The organism is Streptomyces noursei (assembly GCF_001646665.1).
GTDB classification, from domain to species: Bacteria; Actinomycetota; Actinomycetes; order Streptomycetales; family Streptomycetaceae; genus Streptomyces; species Streptomyces lavendulocolor.
In genome coordinates, this window is the sequence record NZ_LWBU01000200.1 from 1 (window position 1) to 17150 (window position 17150).

At 73.6% G+C, this 17150-nt stretch carries 15 protein-coding genes and 1 pseudogene; 7 read left to right on the top strand and 9 right to left on the bottom strand.

From position 1 onward, the window contains the following. Positions 1-94: 94 nt before the first annotated feature. The 4 genes from A4V12_RS16950 to A4V12_RS16965 form a co-directional block, all read right to left on the bottom strand. Positions 95-943, bottom strand: a complete 849-nt coding sequence (locus A4V12_RS16950; protein WP_064070201.1) for a pectate lyase — start codon at positions 941-943, stop codon at positions 95-97. A 168-nt stretch (positions 944-1111) separates the two neighbouring features. Beyond that, positions 1112-3580, bottom strand: a complete 2469-nt coding sequence (locus A4V12_RS16955; RefSeq protein ID WP_064070202.1) for a Tex family protein — start codon at positions 3578-3580, stop codon at positions 1112-1114. A gap of 85 nt (positions 3581-3665) precedes the next feature. Continuing rightward, positions 3666-3797, bottom strand: a complete 132-nt coding sequence (locus A4V12_RS39500; protein ID WP_267893201.1) for an LPFR motif small protein — start codon at positions 3795-3797, stop codon at positions 3666-3668. 125 nt (positions 3798-3922) lie between these two features. Then, positions 3923-4786, bottom strand: a complete 864-nt coding sequence (locus A4V12_RS16965; RefSeq protein WP_064070204.1) for an SCO6745 family protein — start codon at positions 4784-4786, stop codon at positions 3923-3925. Between the two features lie 113 nt (positions 4787-4899). Between A4V12_RS16965 and A4V12_RS16970 the strand changes: the two genes are divergently transcribed. Beyond that, complete coding sequence (locus A4V12_RS16970; RefSeq protein WP_064070205.1) at positions 4900-5871, top strand: GlxA family transcriptional regulator; 972 nt, start codon at positions 4900-4902, stop codon at positions 5869-5871. A 16-nt stretch (positions 5872-5887) separates the two neighbouring features. Beyond that, on the top strand, positions 5888-6529 hold the full coding sequence (locus tag A4V12_RS16975) for a DJ-1/PfpI family protein (RefSeq protein ID WP_064070206.1): 642 nt from the start codon (positions 5888-5890) through the stop codon (positions 6527-6529). 37 nt (positions 6530-6566) lie between these two features. On the opposite strand, the gene A4V12_RS16980 is transcribed toward A4V12_RS16975, so the two are convergent. Next, positions 6567-7325, bottom strand: coding sequence for an enoyl-CoA hydratase/isomerase family protein (locus A4V12_RS16980; protein ID WP_064070207.1), 759 nt, complete (start codon positions 7323-7325; stop codon positions 6567-6569). Positions 7326-7487: 162 nt separating this feature from the next. Here A4V12_RS16980 and A4V12_RS16985 point away from each other — a divergent pair. After that, positions 7488-7973, top strand: a pseudogene (locus A4V12_RS16985) (ATP-binding protein); the annotation flags it as partial. Between the two features lie 256 nt (positions 7974-8229). On the opposite strand, the gene idi reads toward A4V12_RS16985, so the two are convergent. From idi to galE, 4 genes are all read right to left on the bottom strand, one after another. Next, complete coding sequence (gene idi, locus A4V12_RS16990; RefSeq protein WP_064070208.1) at positions 8230-8823, bottom strand: isopentenyl-diphosphate Delta-isomerase; 594 nt, start codon at positions 8821-8823, stop codon at positions 8230-8232. A gap of 100 nt (positions 8824-8923) precedes the next feature. After that, positions 8924-10210, bottom strand: coding sequence for a bifunctional class I SAM-dependent methyltransferase/N-acetyltransferase (locus A4V12_RS16995; protein WP_064070209.1), 1287 nt, complete (start codon positions 10208-10210; stop codon positions 8924-8926). A 193-nt stretch (positions 10211-10403) separates the two neighbouring features. Then, positions 10404-11348, bottom strand: coding sequence for a cation diffusion facilitator family transporter (locus tag A4V12_RS17000; protein ID WP_064070210.1), 945 nt, complete (start codon positions 11346-11348; stop codon positions 10404-10406). A gap of 154 nt (positions 11349-11502) precedes the next feature. Beyond that, positions 11503-12492 (bottom strand): UDP-glucose 4-epimerase GalE, encoded by a 990-nt coding sequence (gene galE, locus A4V12_RS17005; protein ID WP_064070211.1) that lies wholly within the window; start codon positions 12490-12492, stop codon positions 11503-11505. Positions 12493-12706: 214 nt separating this feature from the next. Between galE and A4V12_RS17010 the strand changes: the two genes are divergently transcribed. Genes A4V12_RS17010 through A4V12_RS17025 form a run of 4 tightly spaced genes read left to right on the top strand, consistent with a single transcriptional unit; the run spans position 12707 to position 17148 of the window. Beyond that, the gene (locus tag A4V12_RS17010; RefSeq protein ID WP_064070212.1) at positions 12707-14608 is read left to right on the top strand and encodes a DUF5941 domain-containing protein; all 1902 of its coding nucleotides are present in this window, start codon (positions 12707-12709) and stop codon (positions 14606-14608) included. Further along, a complete protein-coding gene (locus A4V12_RS17015; protein ID WP_064070213.1) occupies positions 14605-15342 on the top strand; it encodes a sugar phosphate nucleotidyltransferase in 738 nt (245 codons plus the stop codon). The genes A4V12_RS17010 and A4V12_RS17015 overlap by 4 nt, the downstream gene beginning before the upstream one ends. After that, positions 15330-16391, top strand: coding sequence for an iron-containing alcohol dehydrogenase family protein (locus tag A4V12_RS17020; protein ID WP_064070214.1), 1062 nt, complete (start codon positions 15330-15332; stop codon positions 16389-16391). Before A4V12_RS17015 ends, A4V12_RS17020 begins: the two co-directional genes overlap by 13 nt. Beyond that, positions 16369-17148: a CDP-alcohol phosphatidyltransferase family protein gene (locus A4V12_RS17025; RefSeq protein WP_064070223.1), complete on the top strand. Its 780-nt coding sequence runs from the start codon at positions 16369-16371 to the stop codon at positions 17146-17148. Before A4V12_RS17020 ends, A4V12_RS17025 begins: the two co-directional genes overlap by 23 nt. Positions 17149-17150: the final 2 nt, after the last annotated feature.

A 17150-nucleotide genomic window follows, 5' to 3' on the forward strand; every position in this document is an offset into this window, starting at 1 on the left:
ACTTTGCGGACACGACCTAGCACACCGGTGGGCCCCGCGAAGGGATCCTCGCGGGGCCCACGGGCCGGTCAGCGGCGTGCCGGTGGCGGCGCCGTCACTTGTAGGTGACGTCGGACGCCTTGTAGAGGCAGTGCTTGCCGTCGGGACCGCTGCCGATCTCCTTGGGCTCCTTGCCGGTGTTGTTGCCCTGGAAGCGGGTGCACACCTTGATCTTCTTCTTGCTGTCGCCGGTGATGCGCACCTTGCTCAGGGTCGCGGTGTCGCCGTAGTTCTCGTTGATGCCGACGATGGACTTGCCGGGCGCGGTGATGTCCACGTCGCTGATGACGACGGTCCGCTTGTACTGCTTGCCGCAGTTGCCGCAGGTGCGGACGAGCTTGCCGAAGTCGGAGACCTGGAAGCCGGTCACGGTCAGCCGGCCGGCGCCGTTGAACTGCAGCACCTTGTCGGAGGCCTTCCGCGCGCCGCCGCCCTTGACGGTGTAGGTGGCCGACGGCGAGGTGCCCTTGAAGGTCGCGGCGTCCTCGCCGACGTCCTCCCACCAGACGTTCTCCAGCGTGCAGGTGCCGGAGCAGTGCACTCCGTCGGCGGCCGGCGAGCCGAGGACGACGTTCTTCAGGACGGCGCCGTCCTTGAGCTTGAACAGCGGGTCCTGGCTCTCGTCCTGGCCGCCGCCGCCCAGCGCGCCGCTGCCGGTGTACCGCTGCATCTTGCCGTCGTGGACGCCCGAGACCTCGATGGTCTTCGGGACCGGAACCGGCTTGCCCTGGGCGGTGGGCCAGGCCGGGGCGGTACCGGACGGGGCGGCGCCGGCCGGGGCGAGCAGTCCGGTGCCGAGGAGGGCGCCGCCGGTCAGGGCCAGCGCGGCGGCCGAACCGATCACGGCCCGCTTCCCGGTGACCTTGCGGCGGTGCCGTACGGGCCGTGGTGTGGGGGTACTCACGTAGGTGATTCCTTCTCAGGGGGATGTCTTGCACCCTCCGGTCGCCGCCCGCGCGGCGGAGGTTGCCGCCCCGCACGAAGTTTTTTTCCGCGGGTTCCCCCTGAGTCGCGCCGGCGCGGCACCGCCCCCGATCCTGGAGGGTGGTGCCGCGCCTCATGTCACCGCGCGTCAGCGGCCGCGGCCGGGCTTCCCGTCACCGCCGCCCAGCAGGCCCGCCTTGCGCAGGGCGTCCGCCATGGCGCTGTTCGCGGGCGCGGGAGCCGTGGACGGACGCCCGCCACCGCGCCGCTCGCCGCCCGCGCCGCCGCCTTTCGCGCCACTCGCGCCGCCGCCGCTCCTCGCCCCGCCCGAGCCGCCGCCGCGCCGCTCGCCCCGGCCGCCGGCGCCGCCGCTGCCCTGCCGCTGCTGCGGCGGCCGCCCGCCCCGCTCGCGCTTCGGCGCACCGGAGCCCGGGTCGGCGCCGGAGTCGGCGGTGTCGTCCAGCCGCAGCGTCAGCGAGATCCGCTTGCGCGGGATGTCGACGTCGAGCACCTTCACCTTCACCACGTCGCCCGGCTTCACCACTTCCCGCGGGTCCTTGACGAAGGTCCGGGACATCGCCGACACGTGGACGAGCCCGTCCTGGTGCACACCGACGTCCACGAAGGCGCCGAAGGCGGCCACGTTCGTGACGACGCCCTCCAGCACCATGCCCGGCTCCAGGTCGCCGATCTTCTCGACGCCCTCCTTGAAGGTGGCCGTCCTGAACGCGGGCCGGGGGTCGCGCCCCGGCTTCTCCAGCTCGCGCAGGATGTCCGTGACCGTCGGCAGACCGAACGTCTCGTCCACGAAGTCGTCCGCGCGCAGCGAGCGCAGCACCGACGTGTTGCCGATCAGCGAGGCGACCTCGCCGCCCGTCGTCTTCACCATCCGCCGCACCACCGGGTACGCCTCGGGGTGCACGCTGGACGCGTCCAGCGGGTCGTCCCCGCCCCGGATGCGCAGGAAGCCCGCGCACTGCTCGTACGCCTTCGGGCCGAGCCGCGCCACGTCCTTGAGCGCCTTGCGCGACCGGAAGGGGCCGTTGGCGTCCCGGTGCGCCACGATGTTCTCGGCGAGGCCCGCGCCGATGCCGGACACCCGCGACAGCAGGGGCGCCGAGGCCGTGTTGACGTCGACCCCGACACCGTTCACGCAGTCCTCGACCACCGCGTCCAGCGACCGGGACAGCTTCACCTCGGACAGGTCGTGCTGGTACTGGCCGACGCCGATCGACTTCGGGTCGATCTTGACCAGTTCGGCGAGCGGGTCCTGGAGCCGGCGTGCGATCGACACGGCGCCGCGCAGCGACACGTCGAGGTCCGGGAGTTCCTGGGAGGCGAACGCGGACGCGGAGTACACCGACGCCCCCGCCTCCGACACCATCACCTTGGTGAGCTTCAGCTCCGGGTGCCTGGCGATCAGCTCGGCCGCCAGCTTGTCGGTCTCGCGCGACGCCGTGCCGTTGCCGATGGCGACGAGCTCGACCGCGTGCTCCTTCGCGAGCCGCGCCAGGGTCTCCAGCGACTGGTCCCACTTGTTGGCCGGCACGTGCGGGTGGATGGTGTCGTTGGCGACGACCTTGCCGGTCGCGTCCACCACGGCGACCTTCACGCCGGTACGGAAACCGGGGTCGAGCCCCAGCGTCGCGCGCGTACCGGCGGGTGCGGCCAGCAGCAGGTCACGCAGGTTCGCGGCGAAGACCCGTACCGCCTCGTCCTCGGCCGCCGTGCGCAACCGCAGCCGCAGGTCGATGCCGAGGTGGACGAGGACGCGGGTGCGCCACGCCCAGCGGACGGTCTCGCCGAGCCACTTGTCACCGGGCCGGCCCCGCTGCGCGATGCCGAACCGGGAGGCGATGATCCCCTCGTACGACGAAGGGCCCTCCACCGGCTCCTCGGGCTCCAGGACGAGGTCCAGGACCTCCTCCTTCTCGCCGCGCAGCATCGCGAGCACCCGGTGCGAGGGCAGCTCGGTGAAGGGCTCGGCGAAGTCGAAGTAGTCGGCGAACTTGGCGCCGGCCTCCTCCTTGCCCTCCCGCACCCTGGCCACCAGCCGGCCGCGCCCCCACATCCGCTCGCGCAGCTCGCCGATCAGGTCGGCGTCCTCCGCGAACCGCTCGGTGAGGATGGCGCGGGCGCCGTCCAGCGCGGCGGCCGGGTCCGCGACGCCCTTGCCGGCGTCGACGAACGCCGCGGCCGCGGCGAGCGGCTCCACCGACGGGTCGCCGAGCAGCCCGTCCGCCAGCGGTTCGAGGCCCGCCTCGCGCGCGATCTGCGCCTTGGTGCGCCGCTTGGGCTTGAACGGCAGGTAGATGTCCTCCAGCCGCGCCTTGGTGTCGGCGGCGAGGATCCGCGCCTCCAGTTCCTCGGTGAGCCTGCCCTGCTCGCGCACGGAGTCGAGGATGGCGGACCGCCGGTCCTCCAGCTCCCGCAGGTACCGCAGCCGCTCCTCGAGCGTGCGCAGCTGCGCGTCGTCGAGCATCTCGGTCGCTTCCTTGCGGTAGCGCGCGATGAACGGCACGGTCGACCCGCCGTCGAGCAGCTCGACGGCCGCCCTCACCTGCCGCTCCCGTACGCCGAGCTCCTCGGCGATCCTGCCTTCGATGGACGTCGTCACGGTGTCCCGACTCGCCTTCTCGTGCCTGCCAGCTTGAGGTTGCATTCTGCCGGGTCACCGCGTGACGTGTCCGTCTGCCCCGTCGTCAGGCGCGGCGCGCCCGGCCTCCGCCCCGCGAGGCGCCGCCAAAGAGCCGCGCCACGAGCCGGAACGGCAGCGTGACGACGGTGGCGACGGCAGAGCCGATCATGCGGAAGAAATCTGCGATCGTACGCAAGGGGCACCTCCGAGTGCTCGTGATTGCCCTGTGCGTGTTGCCGTCGCCCCCGCGCCGAAACGTCATGTCCCACCGGGCGCCCGCCCGGACCGGCGCGTCCACCGGCCGGCAGCCCGCCCGGCGCGTCAGCCCTTGCCGGCCAGGTCCTGCGGGAACGCGCCCGCCGCCACGGCCGCCCCGAGGAAGGCCCGCCCCAGCTCGGTGAGGCGTTCGACGTCCGCCGCGCCCAGGTGCTCGTACGGAGCGGCGTCCAGGCGGTCCGTGTGGTCCTCCAGCCCGGCGCGCAGGTCGGCGCCCGCACTCGTCAGTCCGCCCTGGTCGTCCAGCAGCCCCCGGGCGCGCAGCCGCTCGGCGGCCGCGTCCCAGTCGGCGCGCCGCCAGCCGCGGGTGGCGAGGATCCAGCGGGGCGCCATGCCCTTGCCCGTCGCGGTGTGGCTGACCAGCGCCTCCAGCGGATCGAGCCCCGCGGACAGCAGCGCGATCAGGTGGGCGTCGCCGCGGTGCTCGCGCAGCAGCGTCGCCGCGTGCCAGTAGGCGAGGTGCGGCTCCTCGGGCACCGGGAGGTCGGCGTGGGCGGCGTACAGCGGCCGGGCGTGCCGGGTGCACGCCTCGGTCGCGCGCAGGGCGAGCCGCGCGGCCTCCGCCATCTCGTCCGACGCGACCGCCGCCTCGCCGAGCAGCCGCCGCAGGGTGGAGTCGGCCGCCCGCAGCCGGGCGTCGAGCACGGCCCGCGGGGACGCGGTGTCCCAGACGGCCGGCAGGTGCCGGGCGACGAGCTCGTGGTTGAAGTTGTAGAACGACGCCGTGACGACCCCCGGGCCGACCGCCCCCATGGCGGCCGCGCGGCCCGCGAAGTAGGCGGCGCCCGAGTCGGTGACTCCCAGCGCGGCCAGCTCCCCGGCGAAGTCCGGCGAGAAGTAGACCGTCGAGTGGAGCGGGTTCAGGGCGTTGTGGCAGCGGCGTCCGGCGCGCGGCGGCAGAGTCGTCATGGCGCCAGGTTACCGACTGGTTGGTACGTCGCCGGGGGCCGGGGAGGCGATGGCAGGAAAGGTGGGTTCTTCGTCATTGCGGCCGTGCGACGCGTCCCCCAAGGATGAGGGGCATGACGCAGCGACCCGTCCTCGTCGTCCTCTTCGACGGCGTGCAGAGCCTGGACGTCACCGGACCGGTGGAGGTGTTCGCCGGGGTCCGGCACGTCACCGGCGGCCCCGACCCGTACCCGATCCGTACCGCCTCGCTCGACGGCGCGCCCGTCCGGACCCAGAGCGGCCTGCGGCTGGCCGCCGACGGCCCGCTGGCCGGCGCGCCCCGGCCGCACACCCTCCTGGTCCCCGGGGGCGAGGGCAGCCTCGACCCCGATCCGCGCCTCGTCGACTGGCTGCGCGCCCACGGCCCGAACGCCGAACGCCTGGTCTCCGTCTGCACGGGCGCGTCCCTGCTCGCGGCGGCGGGCCTCCTGGACGGCCGCCGCGCCACCACCCACTGGGCGTTCTGCGACGACCTCGCCCGCGACCACCCGGCGGTGGACGTCGACCCGGACCCGATCTTCGTCAGGGACGGGCACATCGCGACCTCCGCCGGGGTCACCGCCGGCATCGACCTCGCGCTGGCACTGGTCGAGGAGGACCACGGCCGCGACGCGGCGCTCGTCATCGCGCGCCATCTGGTGGTCTTCCTGCGCCGCCCCGGCAACCAGGCCCAGTTCAGCGCCCAGCTCGCCGCCCAGACCGCCGACCGCGAACCGCTGCGCGAGGTCCAGCGGTTCATCACCGAGCACCCGTCCGACGACCTGTCCGTCGACGCCCTGGCCGCCCGCGCCCGCCTCTCACCGCGCCACTTCGCCCGCGCCTTCCGGGCGGAGACCGGCATCACCCCGGGCCGGTACGTCGAGCGTGTCCGTCTCGAACACGCCCGCCGCCTCCTGGAGGACACCCGCGGAGGTGTCCACGAGGTGGCCCGCGCGGCCGGCTACGGCACGCCCGAGGCGATGCGCCGCGCCTTCGTCAAGGCACTCGGCACCCCGCCCGCCGAATACCGGCGCCGCTTCCACGCGCCACCCGTACCCACCCACTGAAAGGACGACCACGCCCATGCAGATCGCCATCCTCCTCTACCCCGGCTTCACCGCCCTCGACGCCATCGGCCCCTTCGAGATCATCAGCCGTCTGCCGGACGCCGAGACCGTGTTCGTGGCCAAGGAGAGCGGACCCGTCCGCAACGACCAGGGGAACCTCGCCCTGGTCGCCGACCGCACGCTCGCCGAGGTCGCCGCCCCCGGCGTCGTCCTCGTCCCCGGCAGCGGCGACTGGGGGCCGGTCCTGCGCGACCGCGAGACGCTGGAGTGGCTCCGCGCGGCCGACGCCACCAGCACCTGGACCACGTCCGTGTGCACCGGCTCACTGATCCTGGCCGCCGCGGGCCTCCTGGACGGCCGCCGCGCCACCAGCCACTGGCTCGCGCTGGACGAGCTGAAGCGGTACGGGGCCGACCCGACGGGGGAGCGGGTCGTCTTCGACGGCAAGTACGTCACGGCCGCCGGTGTCTCGGCGGGCATCGACATGGGCCTGCACCTGGTCGGCCGGATCGCGGGGGACCGGCACGCACAGACCGTGCAGCTCCTCACGGAGTACGACCCCCAGCCCCCCTACGACGCCGGTTCGCCGGACAGGGCCCCGGCGGAGGTCGTCGCGTTCTGGCGCGACGAGATGGGCCGGGTGCCGGCCGGAGGGTGACGCCGGCGACCGGACGGAGGCCGCGGGGGACGCGGGCTCACGCCCCGCCGGCGCCGCCGTAGGTGAAGCGCGGCGCCCGCCGCTCCAGGAAGGCGGCGATGCCCTCGGCGGTGTCGCCGCTGCCGCGCGCCTGCTCCGCCCAGTACGCGTCGCGGTCGGCGCGGCCCGCCGCGAACTCCTTCGCGGCCGCCTGGGTCAGCTGCGAGCGGGAGACGAGCGTCCGGGCGAACTCCGCGACCCGCTTGCCCAGTTGCCCCGTCGGCAGCACCTCGTCCACCAGGCCGGTGCGCAGCGCCCGGTCGGCGTCGACGAGCTCCGCCGAGAACAGCAGGTACTTGGCGGCCGACGGGCCCACCAGCGACACCAGCCGCCGGGTGGAGGACGACGGGTAGACGATGCCGAGCTTGGCCGGCGTGATCCCGAAGAGCGCCCCCTCCTCGGCGAACCGCAGGTCGCAGGCGGCGGCGAGCTGGCTGCCCCCGCCCACGCAGTAGCCGCGCACGGCGGCCAGCGTCGGCTTGGGGAAGGCGGCCAGCGCCTCCTCGGCACGCACGGCGAGGGACTGCTGCTCGTCACCGGGCTCGCTCAGCGACGAGATGTCCGCCCCGGCGCAGAACGTCGGCCCCGCTCCGGTGAGCACCAGGACGCGCACGGCCGGGTCGGCGGCCAGCGGCGCCAGCAGTCCGGGCAGCGCCCGCCACATCGCGGCCGTCATGGCGTTCCGCTTGGCGGGGTTGCTGATGACGACGGTGGCGACACCGTCCGCGACGGACTGCTCCAGCTGCGGCTGTTCCATGCGCCGGATGCTATCCGGCCGGACCCGGCACTCTGTCAAGAAGGGGCGGGAACGGTCGGACCCGCGATGCTGTTGTACGTGTACGGTCATCATCCGTCGAATAGCTGCTGACTTTTGGTCAGTAGTCCTGGCCGCCCGCGTGCGGTACCAACACTCGACAACGTGGCGACAATCGAGCACGAGGGTGGAAACCGGGCGACGGAGAGCCGCGGGAGCGTCCCGGCCGGGCCCCCTCCGCAACAAGGGGTCTGGCGCTTCACCGCTCCCGCCGTGGACGTCTCCGTACCGCAGGCGAGACATGCCGTACGGGACCTGCTGAAACGTCAAGGCATGGCCGAGGACGACGATGTCTTCGAGGCCCTGCTGCTGATCGTCTCGGAGCTGGTGACCAATGCCGTCCGGCACGCGGCACTGCTGTCGCCCGAGCTGACGGTGGAGATCGCGATAGGGGCGGAGTGGGTCCGGCTCTCGGTGGAGGACGACCACCCGTACCGGCCCAAGGCGCTGGAGACCGACTACGGCCGGACGGGCGGGCGCGGCCTGCTGCTGGTGCGGGAGATCACGCGGGAGGCGGGCGGGGAGTGCGACGTGGAGCACACCGTCCGGGGCGGAAAGATCATCTGGGCGGCGCTGCCACTGAGACCCGCGGTCCCTCCCGGACCACCCGCACCGCTCGCAACCACCGTGACGTCCCAGGCCTCAGCGCCACTCCGGCCTCCTGCGGCGTCCCAGCCCCCCGCATCACTTCCCTCCCCCGTGGCCGCGCCTCCGCCCCCAGCGCCACTTCCACCCCCCGCACCGCTCCCGCCCCCCGTGGCGCTCGCGCCCGTCGTGCGGGCCGTGCCTCCGGAGCCGGCCGGCCCCCCGGGAGCCGAGGGGCCGGCCGGACCGGACGGGCCGGCCGTCACCAGCCCCCGGTCTCCCCTGTCAGCTCCTTGATCGCCGGACGCGCCGCGTCCAGCACCGTCATGAACCAGGCGGAGAACGCCCCCGACGCGTGCCGGTCGGCCAGCTCGCGCGCCGTCACGAACGCCGTCTCCTCCACCTCCGCCGGATCCGGCCGCAGCCGGGCCTGCACCATCCCCACGAAGAGGTGGTTGTACTCCTGCTCGACCAGTCCCGACGCGGGGTCCGGATGGTTGTAGCGGACCGTGCCCGCCTCGGCGAGCAGCGACGGCGACACCCCCAGCTCCTCGTGGACGCGCCGGGCGGCGGCGGCGAACGGCGCCTCGCCCGGGTAGGGGTGGCCGCAGCAGGTGTTCGACCAGACACCGGGGGAGTGGTACTTCCCCAGTGCCCGCCGTTGCAGCAGCAGCCGCCCCTCCTCGTCGAAGAGGAACACCGAGAACGCCCGGTGCAGCTGTCCGGGCGCCTGGTGGGCGGCCAGCTTCTCCGCGGTGCCGATGGTGGTGCCGTTCTCGTCGACCAGTTCGAGCATGATCGACGGTGCGGTCCCGTTCGACGAGCTGTTCGCCGCGGTGGCTGGTGTGGTCGGCATAACCATCCTTCGCTTCGGTTCTCGGCCCTGTGGGCATCGTTCAGTCTGCCGTACAAAAGCCGCTTGTCGGCACACGACGGCCCGCGCCCGTTATGTCGGATCAGACACCGAACGCGCGCGGATAGTGAATCGTGCCCAGCGGTACCTTTCCGGAACCGTCCAGGTCGAGCGCCATCATCGCGTCGTCCGGGACGTCGAAGGACGGCCTGATCCCGAACCGCGAGGCGGGCGTGAAACCGAACCTCGGGTAGTACTCCGGATGACCGAGCACCAGCACCAGCCGCTCGCCGGCCAGCCGGGCGGCGTCCAGCACGGCCCGCACCACCGCCTGTCCGGCACCCTGCCGCTGGTACCCGGGCGCCACCGCGACCGGTGCCAGGGCGGCCGCCGGCTCGTCGCCCACCCGGCACCTGGTGATCAGCGCGTACGCGGCGACCGTGCCGTCCGGCGCCTCGGCGACGTACGACAGCTCCGGCAGCCACGCGGAGGCGTCCTCGCGGAGGGCGTCGACGAGCCGGGCCTCCGCCTCCCTCCCGAACGCGGCGGCGGTGAGCGCCCGCACGGCCGCGAGGTCCGCGCCGGTCTCCGGCCGCGTACGCCAGCGGGGGTCGGCGGGCCGCAGCACGTACCCGGTGTAGCCGTACTCCGAGCCGTGCGCGCGGCGCACGGCGATCTCCGCGCGGGTCGCCGCGAGCGCCTCGGCCATGCCCGGAGCTGCCGGGTCGGCCGCGTCGGCCCGCGCGCCGAGCGGCCCGTAGTACTCGTCCCAGTCGCTCTCGGGCTGGTGGTGCGTACCGATCACGTGGTAGCCGGCGGCGACGGCCGCCGCGGTGTTGGCGGCGGTGGTGCGCAGTGCGTAGTGCCGGTCCCAGAAGGCGCGCGCCTCCCGGCTCGGGCTGTCGGTCGTCCACTCGCACTCGGTCAGGACGAGCGTCCCGCCGGCGAACGCGCCCCCGGACCCCGTGGCGTGGGGGGCGAGCAGCCGGCGCCAGGAGCGCAGTGCCCGGTCGAAGCCGATGGCGTACGCCGAGCTCTCCGCCCACACCAGGTCGAAGGACCCGTCGGGGAAGGGGAGCCGGCCCATGTCGGCCGCGACGGTCCGGACGGCGTCGCCGAGCCCGCGGGCGTCGGCGGCCCGCCGCAGCTCGGCGAGGAACGGCTCGTGCAGGTCGACGGCCGTCACGTCGGCGCCCGTGTCCCCGGCGAGCAGCAGCGCGGACCGGCCGGGGCCGCAGCCCAGGTCGAGCACGCGCGGCCGCTCGGGGAGCGGGCCGGCGAGGGTCGCGAGGGAGAGGAGCCGGCGGGTGGTGGCGTCGGAACCGGGACCCTGCCGCGGGAGACCGTGGTGCAGGGCGAAGAAGGCGTCGTACAGAGCGTTGTCGGACAACGTGGGAAACCCTTTGGTGAGAGCGGGCCCCGGCCGACAGTGGGTCAGGTCAGCCGAGAACCCGGAAGCCGAAGTCGATGCTGGACCGGGTGCTGCACGGGGCAGCCGTCACCGCGACGGTCATCAACCTCAGCTCCTCTCACCGGTACGACGGACGTTGGGAACGACGTTCGGGGGCCAACCCTAGCAGCGGTCAGTGACAGAGCTTCTCGTGCTCGGCATGACCGCTCGGCTCCAGCTGGAAGGTGCAGTGCTCCACGTCGAAGTGGTCGCCGAGGCACCCCTGGAGTTCGTGCAGCAGCTTCTCGTGCCCCACGGAGTCGAGCGCCTCCTGGTGCACCACCACATGTGCCGACAGCACCGGCATCCCGGACGTGATGGTCCAGGCGTGCAGGTCGTGGACGTCCTGCACACCCGGCAGTGCCAGTATGTGGGCCCGCACCTCGGCCATGTCCACGTCCTTGGGCGCCGCCTCCAGCAGCACGTCCAGCGTCTCGCGCAGCAGCTTCAGGGTGCGCGGGACGATCATCAGGCCGATCACCAGGGAGGCGATCGGGTCGGCCGCCTGCCAGCCGGTGGCCAGGATGATCCCGGCGGCGATCAGCACCGTCACCGAGCCCAGGGCGTCCGCCAGCACCTCCAGGTACGCGCCCCGGACGTTCAGGCTCTCGCGCTGCCCGCGCACCAGGAGGGAGAGTGAGACCATGTTGGCGACCAGACCGAAAAGCGCGAAGGCGATCGCCACCCCGCCCTTGGTCTCCGCGGGGGTGATGAACCGCTGCACGGCCTCGAAGAGCAGGTAGCCGCCCACGCCGAGCAGCAGCACGCAGTTGGCGAGCGCGGCGAGGATCTCGGCCCGCGCGAACCCGAACGTACGGCGCTGGTCGGCGGGGCGTCCCGCGAAGTGGATGGCCAGCAGCGCCATGGCGAGGCCGACGGCGTCGGTCGCCATGTGGGCCGCGTCCGCGATCAGCGCGAGCGAGTCGGCGAGGAACCCGCCGACGATCTCGGCCACCATGACCGCGAGGGTGATCGTCAGTGCGATCCGCAGCCGCCCCTTGTACGCGGCGGCCGCCGTCCCCGCCGGCGGCGGACCGCCGTGCCCGTGACCGTGTCCATGACCGTGCCTTGCCCCCATCGGGCGCCTCCCGCTGATCGACGACACCGGTCAGTGAACTACGGGTGGGGGGTATCCGCAAGCCGGTACTGAACACCGTTGTCATATGCCCTGACCTGCGGTTATGGCCGCTGGTCAGGGCGGCGGGGGGACGGCGTGCGGGTGGGGCCTGCGGCTACGGGACCCGTACCGCGGCGCGGGCCTCCGGGTGGCGCAGGCACCAGCCCTCCCACGCGGACTCGACCATCTCGCGCACCCCGAGGGAGGCGCTCCAGCCGAGCTCCGCGGTGATCCGGTCGACCGACGCGACGGCCCGCGCGGCGTCCCCCGGCCGCCGTGCCTCGACCACCGGCGCCCGTCCGCCGCCCGTGACCTCGGCCACCAGATCGGCCAGCTCCCGCACGGACACGCCCTCGCCCCGGCCGACGTTCAGGGTCAGGTCGCCCTCGCGCCCGTCCAGGCGCCGCGCCACGGCGAGGTGGGCGTCGGCGACGTCGGCGACGTGGATGTAGTCACGGATGCAGGTGCCGTCCGGCGTCGGGTAGTCGTCCCCGAAGATACGGGGGGCCTCACCGCGCGTGATCCGGTCGAAGAACATCGGGATGATGTTGAACACGCCCGTGTCCGCCAGCTCCGGCCGGGCGGCTCCCGCGACGTTGAAGTAGCGCAGGCACGCCGTGGCGATGCCGTGCGCCCGGCCCGTCGCCCGCACCAGCCACTCGCCCGCGAGCTTCGTCTCCCCGTACGGGTTGATCGGCACCGCGGGGGTGTCCTCGGACACCAGGTCCACGTCCGGTACGCCGTACACGGCGGCCGAGGAGGAGAAGAGGAAGCGCCCGACCCCCGCGGCCACCACGGCCTCCAGCAGCACGGTCAGCCCGTGCACGTTCTCCCGGTAGTAACGCAGGGGCTGCTCGACCGACTCCCCGACCTGCTTCTTCGCCGCGAGGTGCACCACACCGGTCACCCCGTGGCCGGCCAGCGTCCGGTCCACCAGGTCACGGTCGCCGAGCGATCCGCGGACCAGGGGGACACCGGCGGGCAACCGCTCGGGGACGCCGGAGGAGACGTCGTCCAGGACGACCACACGCTCGCCCGCCTCCACCATCGCCCTGGCCACATGGGCGCCGATGTATCCCGTACCGCCTGTGATCATCCACGTCATGCCGGCCAGCCTAAGCGGTCGGCCGACCGCGGTTTGTGGGGCGAGGGGGCCATCGACGATGATGATCGCGTCCCGGCGCACGGCCGTCGGGCACCGGGAAACCTCGATGAACTCTCGCTTCCGTTCATCCGATAGCCTCTGCCGACGTGCCGCCGCCCGCCACGGGCCGAGCCGCCGTGCACCAGCCCTGATCAGCTCCAAGGAGTGAGTTCGTCTGTCGACCGCCATCCTCACCGGTCCTCCGGTACCCGGATCGCCGCTCGAGGGCGATCTGCGGTCGCTGGGCTTCGACGTCCGGTCCGCCGCCGATGAGCGGGAAGCCGCCGCGCTGCTCGCCGCCGTCCCGGCCCCGGAGCGCGTCGCGGTCGTCGACGCGCGCTTCGTGGGCCACGTCCACGCGCTGCGCCTCGCCCTGACGGACCCCCGCTTCCCGGCCGGGGCGGTGCCCGGCGCCCTCACGGCCCAGCCCGAGGCCCGCCCCGCGCTGACCCGCGCCCTGACCGCGACGACGGCCGCTCCGTCCGCCGCCGGCCCGACCGGCACCGCCGGCACCGACACGGACCCGGCCGGCGCCGGGGCCGCGCCCGCCGCGCCGGCCACCGCCGCCGCGACCGAGCCCGACCGGCCGGACGCCGGGCTGCCGGGGACGCTGCCCGACCGTCTCGCCGAGGCGCTGGCGGCCGGCGGCACCCAGGTGCACCGGCCCGAGCTGGGCTCGCTGGTCGCCGCCGTACCCGCCGATCCGCAGAGCCGCAAGGAGACCCGGGACGCCGTCGACGCCGTCGACGACGAGGCCGTCCGCCTCCGCTCCGCCGTGAAGGCGCGCGACGGCTTCTTCACCACCTTCTGCATCAGCCCGTACTCGCGCTACCTCGCCCGCTGGTGCGCCCGCCGGGGCCTCACCCCGAACCAGGTCACCACCGCCTCCCTCCTCACCGCGCTCGTCGCGGCCGGATGCGCGGCGACCGGGACGCGCGGCGGATACGTCGCGGCCGGCCTGCTGCTCCTGCTCTCCTTCGTCCTCGACTGCACCGACGGGCAGCTCGCCCGCTACTCGCTGCAGTACTCGACGATGGGCGCCTGGCTCGACGCGACCTTCGACCGCGCCAAGGAGTACGCCTACTACGCGGGCCTCGCGCTCGGCGCCGCCCGCGGCGGCGACGACGTGTGGGCGCTGGCCCTCGGCGCGATGGTGCTCCAGACCTGCCGTCACGTCGTGGACTTCTCCTTCAACGAGGCCAACCACGACGCCACCGCCAACACCAGCCCCACCGCCGCGCTATCCGACAAGCTCGACGCCAAGGGCTGGACGGTCTGGGTACGCCGGATGATAGTCCTGCCCATCGGCGAACGCTGGGCCATGATCGCCGTCCTGACGGCCCTCACCACCCCCCGCGTCGTCTTCTGGGCCCTGCTGATCGGCTGCGCCTTCGCCGCCTGCTACACCACCGCCGGCCGCCTCCTGCGGTCGCTGACCCGCAAGGCCCGCCGCACCGACCGGGCCGCCGCCGCCCTGGCCGACCTCGCGGACTCCGGCCCGCTCGCCCTGGCCGTCGCCGCGCCGTTCCGCAAGGCGCCCCGGACCTTCCCCGCCGCCACCGCCCTCGTGGGCGCCGCCGCCGTCGTCGCCACCGCCGCGCTGGCGCCGCCGGAGAGCCCGTGGCCGGCGCTCGCCGCCCTGCTGTACGTGATCACCTCCGGCATCGCCGTCGCCCGCCCGCTCAAGGGCGCCCTCGACTGGCTCGTACCGCCCGTCTTCCGGGCCGCCGAGTACCTCACCGTCCTGGTCCTGGCCGCCCGCTCGGACGCCCCGCAGGCACTGCCCGCCGCATTCGGGCTGGTGGCGGCCGTCGCCTACCATCACTACGACACGGTCTACCGCATCCGCGGCGGCACCGGCGCGCCGCCCGCGTGGCTGGTGCGGACGATCGGCGGCCACGAAGGCCGCACGGTGGCGGTGGCGGTCCTCGCCGCGGTCCTGGCGGCGGGCAGCGGCTTCACCGTCGCGCTCACCGCCCTCGCGGTGGCCGTCGCGCTGGTCGTGCTCGTGGAGTCGATCCGCTTCTGGGTGTCCTCCGGAGCACCCGCCGTACACGACGAAGGAGAACCCGCATGATCGGCCTCGTACTCGCAGCCGGTGCCGGACGGCGTCTGCGCCCCTACACCGACACGCTCCCGAAGGCCCTCGTGCCGGTCGACGGCGACAGGACGGTCCTCGACCTCACCCTCGCCAACTTCGCCGCGGTCGGCCTCACCGAGGCCGCCGTCGTGGTCGGCTACCGCAAGGAAGCCGTCTACGCGCGCAAGGACGAGCTGGAGGCCACGTACGGCCTGAAGCTCACCCTCGTCGACAACGACAGGGCCGAGGAGTGGAACAACGCCTACTCCCTGTGGTGCGCCCGTGAGGTCCTCAAGCAGGGCGTCATCCTCGCCAACGGCGACACCGTGCACCCGGTCTCCGTGGAGGAGACCCTGCTCGCCGCGCGCGGCGAGGGCCGGCGGATCATCCTCGCCCTCGACACGGTGAAGAGCCTCGCCGACGAGGAGATGAAGGTCATCACCGCCGACGGCCAGGGCGTGCGCCGCATCACCAAGCTGATGGACCCCGCCGCCGCCACCGGCGAGTACATCGGTGTCACCCTCATCGAGCCCGAGGCCGCCGAGGACCTGGCGGACGCGCTGAAGGCCACCTTCGAGCGCGACCCCGACCTCTACTACGAGGACGGCTACCAGGAGCTCGTGCACCGCGGCTTCCAGATCGACGTGGCACCCATCGGCGACGTCAAGTGGGTCGAGATCGACAACCACGACGACCTCGCGAAGGGCCGTGAGATCGCGTGCCTGTACTGACCCGGCTCATCCCCTCGCCGGTCGTCGTCGACATCAGCCGCGGGGCGATGGACGACCTGGCCGGCCTCCTCGCCGACCAGCGGATCTCCGCCTCCGGCAAGCTCGCCATGGCGATCAGCAACGGCTCGGGCCGGGCACTGCGCGAGAAGCTCGCGCCGCTCCTGCCGGACGCCGACTGGTACTGCGTCGAGGACGGCAGCATCGACTCCGCCGTACGCCTCGCCGACGCCATCAAGGGCAAGCGCTACGACGCGGTGGTCGGCCTCGGCGGCGGGAAGATCATCGACGTGGCGAAGTACGCCGCGGCGCGGGTCGGCGTGCCCATGGTCTCGGTGGCGACCAACCTGTCGCACGACGGCATCTGCTCGCCGGTCTCCACCCTCGACAACGACAACGGCCGCGGCTCCTACGGCGTCCCCTCGCCGATCGCCATGGTCATCGACCTCGACGTGATCCGGGACGCCCCGGCGCGGTTCGTCCGCTCCGGCATCGGCGACGCGATCTCCAACATCTCGGCCATCGCCGACTGGGAGCTCTCCCATCTGCACACCGGCGAGCAGGTCGACGGCCTGGCCGCCGCCATGGCCCGCACGGCGGGCGAGGCGGTGCTGCGCCACCCGGGGTCCGTCGTGGACGACGAGTTCCTCATCGTGCTGGCCGAGTCGCTCGTCCTCACCGGGATCGCCATGTCCATCAGCGGCGACACCCGGCCCGCGTCGGGCGCCTGCCACGAGATCTCCCACGCCTTCGACCTGCTCCACCCGGCGCGCTCGGCGCTCCACGGCGAGCAGGTCGGGCTCGGCGCCGCCTTCGCGATGCACCTGCGCGGCGCCCGCGAGGAGTCCGGGCTCTTCGCCGAGGCCCTGCGCCGGCACGGGCTGCCGGTGCTGCCCGAGGAGATCGGGTTCACCCCGGAGGAGTTCGTCGGAGCCGTGCGGTACGCACCGCAGACCCGCCCCGGGCGCTTCACCATCCTCGAGCACCTCGACCTGTCCACCGACCAGATCAGGGACGCGTACGCCGACTATGCCAAGACCATCCGTAGCTGAACTCCGCCCGGTCGTCCATCCGGCGGGAGTGAAGGACCGTCGCAGCGGCGAACACTGGGGCGGCCGCCTCTACATGCGCGAGATCTCGCTGCGCATCACCCGTCTCCTGGTCACCACCCGGGTCACCCCGAACCAGCTCACGTACGTGATGACGCTCGCGGGCGTCCTCGCCGCCCCCGCCCTGCTGATCCCCGGCATCCCCGGGGCGCTGCTCGGCGCGCTCATGGTCCAGCTCTACCTGCTGCTCGACTGCGTCGACGGCGAGGTCGCCCGCTGGAAGAAGCAGTTCTCCCTCGGCGGCGTGTACCTGGACCGGGTGGGCGCCTACCTGTGCGACGCGGCCGTGCTGGTCGGTTTCGGCCTGCGCGCCGCCGACCTGTGGGGCAGCGGCCGCATCGACTGGCTGTGGGCCTTCCTCGGCACCCTCGCCGCGCTGGGCGCCATCCTGATCAAGGCGGAGACCGACCTGGTCGGCGTCGCCCGTCACCAGGGCGGCCTGCCGCCGGTCAAGGAGTCGGCCGCCGAGCCGCGCTCGTCCGGTATGGCGCTGGCCCGCCGGGCCGCCGCGGCCCTGAAGTTCCACCGGCTCGTCCTCGGCATCGAGGCCTCGCTGCTCATCGTGGTGCTGGCGGTCGCCGACACCGTCCGCGGCGACCTGTTCTTCTCGCGCCTCGGCGTGGCCGTGCTGGCCGGCATCGCGCTGCTCCAGACGGTGCTGCACCTGGTGTCGATCCTCGTCTCCAGCAGGCTGAGGTGAGC

Coding starts and splice junctions, on each gene's coding strand:
- A4V12_RS16965 (WP_064070204.1), bottom strand. CDS start 4,786: ATGACGACTCTGCCGCCGCGCGCCGGACGCCGCTGCCACAACGCCCTG.
- A4V12_RS16970 (WP_064070205.1), top strand. CDS start 4,900: ATGACGCAGCGACCCGTCCTCGTCGTCCTCTTCGACGGCGTGCAGAGC.
- A4V12_RS16975 (WP_064070206.1), top strand. CDS start 5,888: ATGCAGATCGCCATCCTCCTCTACCCCGGCTTCACCGCCCTCGACGCC.
- A4V12_RS16980 (WP_064070207.1), bottom strand. CDS start 7,325: ATGGAACAGCCGCAGCTGGAGCAGTCCGTCGCGGACGGTGTCGCCACC.
- idi (WP_064070208.1), bottom strand. CDS start 8,823: ATGCCGACCACACCAGCCACCGCGGCGAACAGCTCGTCGAACGGGACC.
- A4V12_RS17000 (WP_064070210.1), bottom strand. CDS start 11,348: ATGGGGGCAAGGCACGGTCATGGACACGGTCACGGGCACGGCGGTCCG.
- galE (WP_064070211.1), bottom strand. CDS start 12,492: ATGACGTGGATGATCACAGGCGGTACGGGATACATCGGCGCCCATGTG.
- A4V12_RS17015 (WP_064070213.1), top strand. CDS start 14,605: ATGATCGGCCTCGTACTCGCAGCCGGTGCCGGACGGCGTCTGCGCCCC.
- A4V12_RS17025 (WP_064070223.1), top strand. CDS start 16,369: ATGCCAAGACCATCCGTAGCTGAACTCCGCCCGGTCGTCCATCCGGCG.